This window comes from Paenisporosarcina sp. P5_A11 (assembly GCF_056400705.1).
This window is the reverse complement of sequence record NZ_JBFUKT010000105.1, coordinates 1-11,117: the sequence shown is the minus strand read 5'-3', so window position 1 is coordinate 11,117 and position 11,117 is coordinate 1. Positions and strand designations below refer to the sequence as shown.

Annotated in this window: 11 protein-coding genes and 6 tRNA genes; 13 read left to right on the top strand and 4 right to left on the bottom strand. The window is 38.7% G+C overall.

What is annotated here, in order from left to right; genetic code table 11:
* The first annotated feature begins 5 nt into the window (after nt 1–5).
* The 6 genes from AC1DOS_RS13515 to AC1DOS_RS13490 all read left to right on the top strand — a co-directional run bounded on the left by AC1DOS_RS13515 (nt 6) and on the right by AC1DOS_RS13490 (nt 500).
* Nucleotides 6–81 (top strand) — tRNA-Phe (locus AC1DOS_RS13515).
* A gap of 4 nt (nt 82–85) precedes the next feature.
* Nucleotides 86–159 (top strand) — tRNA-Gly (locus AC1DOS_RS13510).
* A gap of 9 nt (nt 160–168) precedes the next feature.
* Nucleotides 169–245, top strand: a tRNA-Ile gene (locus tag AC1DOS_RS13505).
* 1 nt (nt 246) lies between these two features.
* Nucleotides 247–321, top strand: a tRNA-Asn gene (locus AC1DOS_RS13500).
* 9 nt (nt 322–330) lie between these two features.
* Nucleotides 331–421: transfer RNA gene (locus AC1DOS_RS13495), tRNA-Ser, on the top strand.
* Nucleotides 422–428: 7 nt separating this feature from the next.
* Nucleotides 429–500: transfer RNA gene (locus AC1DOS_RS13490), tRNA-Glu, on the top strand.
* 167 nt (nt 501–667) lie between these two features.
* On the opposite strand, the gene AC1DOS_RS13485 is transcribed toward AC1DOS_RS13490, so the two are convergent.
* Nucleotides 668–1,579 (bottom strand): 1,4-dihydroxy-2-naphthoate polyprenyltransferase, encoded by a 912-nt coding sequence (locus AC1DOS_RS13485; protein WP_477537925.1) that lies wholly within the window; start codon nt 1,577–1,579, stop codon nt 668–670.
* 174 nt (nt 1,580–1,753) lie between these two features.
* Between AC1DOS_RS13485 and AC1DOS_RS13480 the strand changes: the two genes are divergently transcribed.
* The 6 genes from AC1DOS_RS13480 to menC are packed head-to-tail and all read left to right on the top strand — an operon-like array spanning nt 1,754 to nt 9,088.
* Nucleotides 1,754–3,136, top strand: coding sequence for an isochorismate synthase (locus AC1DOS_RS13480; RefSeq protein ID WP_477537924.1), 1,383 nt, complete (start codon nt 1,754–1,756; stop codon nt 3,134–3,136).
* Entirely contained in the window at nt 3,129–4,847 is a 1,719-nt protein-coding gene (gene menD / locus AC1DOS_RS13475) for a 2-succinyl-5-enolpyruvyl-6-hydroxy-3-cyclohexene-1-carboxylic-acid synthase (RefSeq protein ID WP_477537923.1), read from the top strand. The genes AC1DOS_RS13480 and menD overlap by 8 nt, the downstream gene beginning before the upstream one ends.
* Nucleotides 4,835–5,653 (top strand): 2-succinyl-6-hydroxy-2,4-cyclohexadiene-1-carboxylate synthase, encoded by an 819-nt coding sequence (gene menH, locus AC1DOS_RS13470; RefSeq protein ID WP_477537922.1) that lies wholly within the window; start codon nt 4,835–4,837, stop codon nt 5,651–5,653. The genes menD and menH overlap by 13 nt, the downstream gene beginning before the upstream one ends.
* Before the next feature lie 19 nt (nt 5,654–5,672).
* Nucleotides 5,673–6,491, top strand: a complete 819-nt coding sequence (gene menB / locus AC1DOS_RS13465) for a 1,4-dihydroxy-2-naphthoyl-CoA synthase (protein WP_477537921.1) — start codon at nt 5,673–5,675, stop codon at nt 6,489–6,491.
* Between the two features lie 60 nt (nt 6,492–6,551).
* The gene (locus AC1DOS_RS13460; RefSeq protein ID WP_477537920.1) at nt 6,552–8,000 is read left to right on the top strand and encodes an o-succinylbenzoate--CoA ligase; all 1,449 of its coding nucleotides are present in this window, start codon (nt 6,552–6,554) and stop codon (nt 7,998–8,000) included.
* The gene (gene menC, locus AC1DOS_RS13455) at nt 7,973–9,088 is read left to right on the top strand and encodes an o-succinylbenzoate synthase (protein WP_477537919.1); all 1,116 of its coding nucleotides are present in this window, start codon (nt 7,973–7,975) and stop codon (nt 9,086–9,088) included. Before AC1DOS_RS13460 ends, menC begins: the two co-directional genes overlap by 28 nt.
* A 35-nt stretch (nt 9,089–9,123) precedes the next feature.
* On the opposite strand, the gene AC1DOS_RS13450 is transcribed toward menC, so the two are convergent.
* The 3 genes from AC1DOS_RS13450 to ytzI all read right to left on the bottom strand — a co-directional run bounded on the left by AC1DOS_RS13450 (nt 9,124) and on the right by ytzI (nt 10,597).
* Nucleotides 9,124–10,101, bottom strand: a complete 978-nt coding sequence (locus AC1DOS_RS13450) for a metal ABC transporter solute-binding protein, Zn/Mn family (protein WP_477537918.1) — start codon at nt 10,099–10,101, stop codon at nt 9,124–9,126.
* A gap of 119 nt (nt 10,102–10,220) precedes the next feature.
* Complete coding sequence (yidD, locus tag AC1DOS_RS13445; RefSeq protein ID WP_108587480.1) at nt 10,221–10,451, bottom strand: membrane protein insertion efficiency factor YidD; 231 nt, start codon at nt 10,449–10,451, stop codon at nt 10,221–10,223.
* Entirely contained in the window at nt 10,451–10,597 is a 147-nt protein-coding gene (gene ytzI, locus AC1DOS_RS13440; protein ID WP_108587479.1) for a YtzI protein, read from the bottom strand. The genes yidD and ytzI overlap by 1 nt, the downstream gene beginning before the upstream one ends.
* Before the next feature lie 97 nt (nt 10,598–10,694).
* Between ytzI and AC1DOS_RS13435 the strand changes: the two genes are divergently transcribed.
* Nucleotides 10,695–11,117, top strand: a 423-nt coding sequence (locus tag AC1DOS_RS13435) for a Dps family protein (RefSeq protein ID WP_477537917.1), incomplete at its 3' end; no start/stop codon positions are given.

Below are 11,117 nucleotides of genomic sequence, written 5' to 3'. Positions count from 1 at the left end.
AATGTGGCTCAGTAGCTCAGTCGGTAGAGCAAAGGACTGAAAATCCTTGTGTCGGCGGTTCGATTCCGTCCTGAGCCACCATAATGCGGGTGTAGTTTAGTGGTAAAACCTCAGCCTTCCAAGCTGATGATGAGAGTTCGATTCTCTTCACCCGCTCCAATTTTTTGTGGGCCTATAGCTCAGCTGGTTAGAGCGCACGCCTGATAAGCGTGAGGTCGATGGTTCGAGTCCATTTAGGCCCACCATTCCGAAGTAGCTCAGTGGTAGAGCAATCGACTGTTAATCGATTGGTCGWWGGTTCGAGTCCTACCTTCGGAGCCAATTATTTCTGGGGAAGTACTCAAGTGGCTGAAGAGGCGCCCCTGCTAAGGGTGTAGGTCGGGCAACCGGCGCGAGGGTTCAAATCCCTCCTTCTCCGCCAGATGTAAGGCCCCTTGGTCAAGCGGTTAAGACACCGCCCTTTCACGGCGGTAACACGGGTTCGAATCCCGTAGGGGTCATATAGAAAGRTGCGCTATCTTCGGATAGCGTGTTTTTTTATGWGTATTTGTCGAATTATAGGGAACCATGACATAACCATTCTAATCTTWYAAATTATGTAATTCTAGCCGTAAACTTATAAAAAACCGCAAGAGCTCAATAGAGCCCTTGCGGTTTTTTTAAAGAATTAGATTAAAAAGCCAATTAATAGGCCAATACCAAGTAGGAAACCGAATATTGTATTTGTTAATGCAGTATCTTTCATCGCTGGCGCTACTTCTAATGCATGTTCTTTTGTTCTGAAAATACGAATTGCGTGTATAGGTTTTTTAATACTTAAAAATATAAGAAGTGCCCAAGGTGTCAGAACACTCATAATAACTAGAGCGACGATCCATACATACGAAACAATGAACAGCGCGAGCAATACAGTAATTGCTCGTTTCCGACCGATTAAGATAGCCATTGTTTTCCGACCGCTTTCTTTATCGCCAACAATGTCACGAATATTATTGGAGAGCATAATTGCAGCAACAAGTAGCATACTTGGAACAGACAGTAATAACGCAATCGTTGTAATTTCACCTGTTTGAATAAAGAAAGCAATTAAGACGATTAACATGCCCATAAATACACCAGAAAATAATTCACCAAATGGAGTATAAGCAATTGGGTATGGACCGCCAGTATATAAATAACCAATTGCCATTGCTACAGCTCCTACAACAGCTAATAACCAAGTGGTTTCGAAACATATATAGATGCCTAATATAATTGAGATAGCATACAACAGTAGTGCTAGGATCATGACTGTCTTTGGTTTAACGCCATTTCTTACAATAGCACCACCAATACCAACAGATTTTTCATTATCTAATCCTCTTGCAAAATCGTAGTACTCATTGAACATATTTGTAGCTGCTTGGATGAGCATGCTTGCAAGTAACATGGCAAAAAACAATGGCCAATGTATATCTGTATAAGAAATTGCAATCATTGTTCCTAAAAATACCGGGACGAATGATGCTGTTAACGTATGAGGACGTGTTAATTGCCACCATATACGCCAGCCTGTATCGGCTTTTAAATCGTGTGACATATAGACTCCGCTCCTTATTCTTTTTTCACCTCCCTTATTGTACTTCAACAACTTAATTATGGGTAGATTGTTTGCATATCTAATGCCGAATCGGGATAAAAGAGGTATGATAGAAGGTATGATATTGAAGGAACTTCGCTTTTTTGCGAAGTCCTATTTACGGAGGGAATCTGGATGAATCGTAAGTCATTTACATCCACAGGATACGCTGTCGAAGATTTATCTTCGGCTGTACATTTTTATACTGAAACGATTGAAGTTAATGGATTATCCTCAATTGCTTTTTTTGAAGCAGGCGAGTCATATAAAGGAAAAAGATTTTATTGGCAAAACCGTGAAAAAACATTTACATTAGTTGGACTCGGACATGCTCATGTAATTACAAGTTCTTCTGAGGACAGTCGTTTTGAGGAAGTAGATAAACAATGGAACGAACTATGTTCTAAAATTGTGAATGAAGAACAGGATCTACAACCTATATTATTTGGTGGTTTTTCATTTGACCCTGAAAATCATTTGTCTTCCGAGTGGGATATGTTTCCTTCAGCATATTTTGCTGTGCCATCATTTCAACTTGTCATTCGGGATGACAGAGTTTTTATAAGTATTCATTTAGTAACAAATGAATTAGACTCACTGCACCTATTTGATCAGTTACGCTCGAAGCGTGATGATTTGATTCATGCAGCACAAGTAAAAGAACTGAAACCTTATGCAAAACCTCTGTTAATGAACTTAGAAGAGCGTTTTAAAGAGCTGTATTTAGATGCAGTTTCCCATGTAACTAAGTTAATTCATGCTGGAGAAGCGCAGAAAGTCGTAATTGCGCGGTCTTTATCATTAACATTCGCTGAAGATGTCAGTTCTCCTTCGGCCATGTATCATGTGTCAAAAGAACAACCAGAAAGTTTTCTTTTTGGACTAGAGCTTGGAGATAATTTGTTTTTTGGAGCCACACCCGAGAGATTGGTAAAGGTTGAAAATCGCAAAGCACTTTCTACTTGTTTAGCTGGTTCTATTAAGCGAGGACAAACTGCTACAGAAGACCAACAACTTGGTAATGAGCTACTACAGGATTCAAAAAACCGTGAAGAACATCAATACGTAGTCGATATGATAACCGATGTATTTAAACAGTATTGTGAAGATGTTAAAGTACCGAAGTTTCCTAAACTTATGAAAATTCGAGACATCCAACATTTATTTACCCCTGTTGAMGGGAGTTTACAAAAAGGACAAGGCTTACTTCAACTTGTCAAAGATTTACATCCAACTCCAGCTTTGGGCGGCGAACCACGAAAAGATGCCATGACCATTATTAGAATGGTGGAGCAAATGAATCGTGGATATTATGCTGCTCCAGTAGGGTGGATTGATGCGGAAGGTAACGGAGAATTTGCAGTAGCCATTCGTTCTGCCTTATTAAATAAACAAAAAGCATATCTATATGCTGGTGGAGGAATTGTAGCAGATTCAGATCCAATATCGGAATATGCAGAGACATTAGTGAAATTCAGACCGATGTTACGAACTCTTGGAGGCAAGTTAAATGGATAACCGCTCAAATTTAACCGAATACGTTCATACTATCGTGCAAACTTTTCTTCAAGCGGGTGTTGAGGATGTTGTCATTAGTCCAGGATCTCGCTCTACGCCACTTGCTTATGCGTTTAGCCAAACAGACTCATTCAACACCTATATGCAAGTTGATGAACGTTCAGCTGGATTCTTTGCGTTAGGAATGGCAAAAGCTAAACAAAGTCCTGTTCTTTTACTTTGTACTTCGGGAACAGCAGCGGCTAACTATTTCCCCTCAATTGTAGAAGCTAACTATGCTAGGATCCCCCTCATTGTGCTAACTGCGGACCGCCCCCACGAGTTGCGAGAAGTTGGAGCACCACAAGCCATAGATCAAGTGCAATTGTATGGAAATCACGTTAAATGGAGTGTGGACTTTCCACTAGCTGATGGTTACAAAGAAACGATTCCTTTTGTCGAGCGACATACTGGTCGAGCAGTTACATTCGCAATGGCAGCACCGATGGGACCAGTCCATATAAACATTCCTTTTCGCGAGCCGTTGCTACTCGACTTTGATTATGAAATTCAACCTTCAACCTATCAACAATCGATTCCCGGATCTATCGTTGCTTCTCAACCATCTATTAACTTAGTAGAAGACATGATTAGGAATACTAACAGGGGCTTTATAATTATTGGAGAACTTTCTGGTGACTTTTCCAAACAAGATTTTTGGGCTTTTGCGAAATCAATCCAGTGGCCAATATTAGCCGATGCACTGTCCCAACTTCGAACCGAAGTTCCTGCAGAGTGTGAGCATTTGTTAATAGATCAATACGATGCTTTGTTGAAAAGCGAGAATTTTAAAAAGGCTGTTAATCCGAATTTTGTTATACGATTTGGTGCACAACCAGTGTCAAAACCACTTTCCCTTTTCTTAAAAGCATCCAAACCAGCAAGCTATATAGTAATTGATGAAGATCCATTATTCCGCGATTCTCTAGGTGTAGTGACTCATCATATACATTCAATTCCCCAAGTGTTTTGGAATAGTAACCTACATGGTCAAACTAATGAAACGCTGGATATTTGGACACATGCGAACAAACTTGCAACAGAACATATTGAACGTTACATTGATGAACAACAAGATGAAGGAGCGTTTGCTGGAAAGTTATTTAATCTGTTACCTGATGGTAGTGATTTAATATCTGGAAGTAGCATGCCAATTCGTGACGTGGATACGTTCTTCAACAAGACAGCTAAAGATATTGGCATTTATGCAAACCGTGGCACAAATGGAATTGATGGTGTAGTATCAACTGCTTTCGGCATACAGCAAGCTAGAAAGCGTCCTGCAACTCTTTTAATAGGTGACATTTCCTTCCTTCATGACAGCAATGGCTTATTAGTGTCCCGTTTTCATGAGACAGACCTTACCATCGTCGTTATGAATAATGACGGAGGGGGCATCTTTTCTTATCTCCCACAGTCAACTGAGGAAACGTATTTTGAGAAGTTGTTCGGCACGCCAACAGGTTTAACATTTGATTCAATTGCAACTATGTATCAAGCAGAATATTTTGCTGTCGCTTCAAAGGTAGAATTTGAACATGCTTTGACTACGCATAAACACAAAGATTTACGCATCATAGAAGTGAAGACCAATCGTACAGAAAATGTATTAGCCCATCGTCATTTATGGAGCGGTATCACAGAGGAGTTAGACCAACTGTGGAGCAATTAATTAAGAGTGTTAGAGGAGTAAAAGTAGGATATTCCATAATGAACAAGGAAGCATCTGAGACAATGGTCTTTTTACATGGTTTTACAGGGAGTTCGAAAACGTGGGAATCGGTAATAAAACATTTGCCGACAACTGTTAGATGTATTGCAGTGGATTTATTGGGACATGGTAAGACGGAAGCTCCACTAGAATCTGAGCGGTATCAAATGCAGGAGCAAGTTCTTGATTTACATGACCTGTTCGTTTCGCTTCAAGTATCTGATTTTACTCTTGTTGGCTATTCGATGGGCGGACGAATTTCGCTAGCGTATGCACTTACTTTTCCAGAGCATGTGAAACGGTTAGTATTAGAAAGTGCTTCTCCAGGACTTCAATCAGTGACTGAACAACAAGCACGAACAAAGGCAGATGAATCATTAGTTAACAAAATAGAGCTAGAAGGATTGCCGGCATTTATTGATTTTTGGCAAGACATCTCGCTATTTCTGTCCCAGAAGAAACTCCCTGAGCTAAAACGACAAGCCATAAGAGAAGAACGCCTTCAGCAATCCTCTTTAGGATTAGCGAATAGTTTAAAAGGGATAGGAACTGGTAGCCAACCTTCGTATTGGCCACGACTTGATGAATTAAAAATGCGAGTCACACTTATTACTGGAGAGTTTGATCAGAAATTTCAGTTGATCGCACAACAAATGAAAATTTGCATAGCAAACAGCCACCATTTAGAAGTTTTAGCGGTTGGACATGCAATTCATGTGGAAAATCCCGTTCAGTTTGCTACAATAATAATGGAGCAAGTGAAATGATTATTTTAGGAGGAAGAGTATGACACGTCAATGGATATCAGAACGTACATATGAAGATATTAAATATGAAACATACAACGGAATTGCAAAAATTACGATCAACCGTCCGGAAGTGCGCAACGCGTTCCGTCCGAAAACAGTTAAAGAATTATTGGATGCATTTACATATGCAAGAGACGATTCTAATGTTGGGGTGATTGTCTTAACTGGTGAAGGTGAAAAAGCTTTCTGTTCAGGTGGAGACCAATCAGTACGAGGTCACGGCGGATATGTTGGGGAAGATGAAATTCCTCGCTTGAACGTTCTTGACTTACAACGTTTAATTCGCGTAATTCCAAAGCCAGTTGTCGCTATGGTTGCTGGATATGCAATTGGTGGCGGTCACGTCCTTCACGTCGTATGTGATTTAACAATTGCGGCAGACAATGCAATCTTTGGTCAAACAGGACCTAAAGTTGGTTCATTTGATGCAGGTTATGGTTCAGGTTATCTTGCGCGTATTATCGGACATAAAAAAGCACGTGAAATTTGGTACTTATGCCGTCAATATGACGCACAAGCTGCACTTGATATGGGCTTAGTCAACACGGTTGTCCCTTATGCACAATTAGAAGATGAAACTGTTCAATGGTGTGAAGAAATGCTTTCTATGTCTCCAACAGCGCTTCGTTTCTTAAAAGCAGCGATGAATGCAGATACAGATGGTTTAGCAGGTCTTCAACAATTAGCAGGAGATGCTACACTTCTTTATTACACAACTGATGAAGCAAAAGAAGGCCGCGATGCCTTTAAGGAAAAACGTAAACCTGACTTCGGTCAATTCCCTCGTTTCCCTTGATATAATCATTTCTCAAGCTGTCCTTTAAGAGGGACAGCTTTTTCTAAAGGTGGGTTAAACATGTATCCAAACTGGTTAGTACAACGAGTAAAAATGACACCAAATCGATTAGCTTTAACTTTTGAGGACAAATCTTGGACTTTTCAACAGTTGTTTGAGGAAGTTATGATAACAGCAGGTAACTTGAAAACTGCTGGTATTGATCATGGAACTCGAATCGCCATACTCGCGCCTTCACATCCGCAGTTAATTATGACCATCCATGCCTGCTGGCAATGGGGTTGTGAAGTCGTCTTACTAAATGAACGTTTATCAGATGAGGAACTAGCGTATCAAATTTCAGATGCACAACCTACTCTTGTCCTTGTAAAAGAAAGTTACAAAGAAAGAATCGGCACAAACAAAGTGCTAACACTGGAAGAATTGTCTAAAATCATTTCAGTCCCGATTAATATAGAAGATGAATGGCCGCTTTCCCGCACGATGTCCATTATGTATACGTCAGGTACAACAGGTCGTCCAAAAGGTGTTAGACAAACCGTATTGAACCATACGACAAACGCAACTGCTTCTGCTTTCAATATGGGCATTCAAACAGATGACGTGTGGCTTTGCACCATGCCAATCTTTCATATCAGCGGTTTATCCATTTTAATTCGTTCGGTATTATATGGCATGGAAGTTAAACTTTATTCGAAATTTGATGTGGTACGAGTAGTAGATGATTTGGTAAATGGGAGCGTCACTCGAATATCAGTAGTGTCAGTAATGTTAGAACGACTTTTGAGAGAATTAGATGAGCGAGATGTCAATGTATCTCCTCGATTGCTTACCATGCTGGTTGGAGGAGGCCCAGTTCCAAGTCATTATTTAGAAAGAGCCATTGCAAGGGGTATTCAGATCCTGCAAACATATGGAATGACGGAAACGGCATCACAAACGGCTACTCTCGCACCTGAAGATGCTGCTAGAAAATTAGGATCTTCTGGAAAACCTCTGTATTTAAGTTTTATCCGAATTGATCAGACAAATAAACCTTTTGAAGAAGGGGAAATTTGCATTCGAGGTGGGCATGTTACACCTGGCTATATTGGTCAATATGAACTTACACCTTCTCAAGATAAAGGATGGCTTTTCACTGGAGATGTTGGTTATTTAGATAATGAGGGCTATTTATTTGTCGTTGATCGTCGTTCAGATTTAATCATTTCAGGTGGAGAGAATATTTATCCGGCAGAAGTAGAAAGTGCTATTTTGCAACATCCTATGATTCGTGAAGCGGGTGTATGTGGAGTGGATGACGCGAATTGGGGGCAAGTACCAGTTGCCTTTATTGTTAGTGACGGAGAAATTTCATTGGATTCTTTACGCGAGTTTCTACAATCTAAATTAGCTTCTTATAAAGTACCTAAGAAGCTCTATCACGTAAAAGCAATGCCTAGAAATGCTTCGAATAAACTTTTAAGAAGAGAGCTGAGAGAGTGGGTAACATCCAAATCCAACGAATAACGTTACATCACGTTCGCGTCCCTCTTAAAAAAACTTTCACAACGCATTTGCAAGAAGTATTGGAAAGAGAAAGTATTCTTATTGAAATGCACGATGACCAAGGCAATATCGGTGTAGGAGAATGTGTGGCATTCACTTCTCCTTGGTATACAGAAGAAACTGTAGAGACAGCTTGGCTTGCTCTTGAGAATTGGATCATTCCTACTATTTTAAATCAAACATTCTCTCATCCAGATGACCTGGATAGTTGTTTATCCTTTATCAAACGCAATCATATGGCGAAATCTACTGTCAATCATGCGTTATGGGACATATTTGCACAAAGACAACAGAAACCTCTCTGGCAAGTAATTGGTGGAGCCTCACGTGCAATAGAAGCGGGAGTTGTAGTAGCTTCGGCTAATGAAGCAGAAATGAATGCTGATATCGAATCTGCTGTGACTCTAGGGTATAAACGTATCAAACTAAAAATTTCTCAATTGTCGAATCCTCAAAACCTGAAAGAAATAATTACGCAGTATCCTCAGACATTATTCTTTGCCGATGCCAATGGAGCCTTTACAGAGGATACTATTCACTTATTACAAGCATTTGACGAATGTGGGTTTACATTGATTGAACAGCCTTTTTCAGAACAACAAAATAGGGTGTCTGCAATAGCTCAAAAAAAAATGGAAACTCCATTTGCGCTAGATGAAAGCATAGCGAGTATTCAAGATGTTCAAGAGATGATCGATCAACAATCAGGTAAAATAATCGTCATGAAACAAGGAAGAGTGGGTGGGCTTTCAAATGCTCTTCGTATTCATGAAAATTGTGTCAAAGCAGCTGTTCCCATTTGGGTAGGTGGCATGATCGAATTCGGAGTGTCAAAAGCGTTTAATATTGCGTTGGCATCATTACATGGCGTTAAATATCCAGGTGATTTTAGTTCTTCCAATCATTTTTGGGATTACGACCTTTGTGAACCAACGATTGATGTTCAACATGGAGAAATTCTACTACCAACAACACCTGGTGTAGGAGTGAAGTTGAATCATAAGCTGGTTGAACAATACGAAGTGAGACGAAAACTATTTAATGCATAAAAAACCACGGATGGTCTAGCATCCGTGGTTTTCGTTTATTTTGAAGAATTCAAGGCTTTTGATAAGGTCTCTAAATTTTGTTTCATTAACGTGAAGTAATCTTCATTTTGAGCGATGTCTTGAGGTGTTAATACGCCTAAATTATGCATTGTTAATGCTTCAGCACCGATTTCATTTTGAATCACTTTCGTTAAATTAGAAGAGATGTTTTGTTCAAATAAAATCGTATTAATTTTCATCGATTTTGCTAACTTCACTAGTTCTGTTAATTCTTTTTGAGATGGTTCATCTTGAGAGTTTAATCCTGCTATTGCCACTTGTTCAAGACCATATGTTCCAGCTAAGTAACCAAATGCTGCATGAGACACAAAGAATGTTTTGTTGTTTGATGCATTTGCCATTTCTTTGTAGTCTGAATCCAATTGTTTCAAATCATTCACTAAAACATCATAGTTTTTTGTGTATGTTTCTTTATTATCAGGGTCTTTTTCAATTAATGAATCTTTTATTGAAGCAGCAAGATGTACACTTAGTTGTGGTGAAATCCACAGGTGAGGGTCAATTCCTCCATGGTCATGATCTTCATGACCTTCATGTCCTTCTTCTTCAGCATGGTCGTCTTCATGAACTTCACTCACTGCCATTTCCTCATCAGATACAGCATCTGCAGTAGCAATCATGGTTAAGTCTTCATTTGCTAATGTCTTTTTTGCATTATCCACAAATCCTTCTAGTCCTAGCCCAATATAGAAAAATAAATCAGCATCAGCTAATGCCATCATATCTTTTTGAGTAGGTTCGAAAGTATGTTCATTTGAACCAGCAGGATAAATGGACTTAACTTGTACGTTTTCTCCACCGATACGCTGTGTAAAATAAGTAAGAGGGTAAACGGTTGTATAAACGGTTAACTCATTTGAATTATTCGTTTTAGTTGTTGTATTAGTATCACCACATGCCGCTGTAATTAAAGCTAAAACAGCAACTATATTTAGTAAGAAAAATTTCTTCATGATTAACTCCTTTTAAATGGTAATGATTACGATTTGAAATGATAACTTTAATAGCATACAAGAAATAAAATTAAAACACAAGAAAAACACACAAAAAAAAATGACTCTTTTTCAAGAAGTCATTTTCTTTCATCCCATTCATCCGGAACAGGATCATAGCCACCTTCATTAAAAGGGTGACAACGCAGGATTCGTTTAACTGCTAAGTAAGTTCCTTTTATTGCGCCGTATTTTCTAACTGCATCAATACCGTAATGTGAGCAAGTTGGATAAAAACGACAACTAGGTGGAGTCAAGGGAGAAATAATTTTTTGATATAGCTTAAAAAAACCAATGACTAGATACTTCATCACGTATCCTTTGAATTATTTGTTTCTTTAGGTAAAGGATCAATTTTATGCTCAATCGTATACGCTTTTTTAGTTGAAAACATAAACATTAATGTTATGCCAATCATGATAATAAAAGCGACGATTATTAAAAACCAAAGGGACATTTTTTTCACTCCACTCTACTTATATGTTTAGTTTAAGTAATTTAGTGGTAAATTGAAAGTAATTAAGCATTAAAAATTATTTAGGAGTGTGAAATTTATGTCAGCAGCATTAAATAACGAACTTAACAAGCAAGTAGCAACTTGGTCTGTAATGTATACAAAATTACATAATTTCCATTGGTATGTAAAAGGTCCACAATTTTTCACTTTACATGCTAAATTTGAAGAACTTTATAATGAAGCAACGCTCCATATGGATGAAATTGCTGAGCGGTTATTAACATTGGGTGGAAAACCAGTAGCAACATTAAAAGAACATTTGGAACAGTCGGATGTAACAGAAGCGACTGGCAAAGAATCAACGGATCAAATGGTCGAAACGGTTGTTAAAGATTTTGATAAAATTATGAAATCCTTGAAAAAAGGGATGAATGAAGCCGCAAAAGATGAAGATGATATGACAGAAGATTTATTAAATGCTGTTTACCAATCTATTGAAAAACATCAATGGATGTTAAAT

What these genes read in the sequence shown, in the direction of transcription:
- AC1DOS_RS13485 (WP_477537925.1), bottom strand. Translation starts at nt 1,579, where the DNA reads ATGTCACACGATTTAAAAGCCGATACAGGCTGGCGTATATGGTGGCAA.
- menD (WP_477537923.1), top strand. Translation starts at nt 3,129, where the DNA reads ATGGATAACCGCTCAAATTTAACCGAATACGTTCATACTATCGTGCAA.
- menB (WP_477537921.1), top strand. Translation starts at nt 5,673, where the DNA reads ATGACACGTCAATGGATATCAGAACGTACATATGAAGATATTAAATAT.
- AC1DOS_RS13460 (WP_477537920.1), top strand. Translation starts at nt 6,552, where the DNA reads ATGTATCCAAACTGGTTAGTACAACGAGTAAAAATGACACCAAATCGA.
- AC1DOS_RS13450 (WP_477537918.1), bottom strand. Translation starts at nt 10,101, where the DNA reads ATGAAGAAATTTTTCTTACTAAATATAGTTGCTGTTTTAGCTTTAATT.
- yidD (WP_108587480.1), bottom strand. Translation starts at nt 10,451, where the DNA reads ATGAAGTATCTAGTCATTGGTTTTTTTAAGCTATATCAAAAAATTATT.
- ytzI (WP_108587479.1), bottom strand. Translation starts at nt 10,597, where the DNA reads ATGTCCCTTTGGTTTTTAATAATCGTCGCTTTTATTATCATGATTGGC.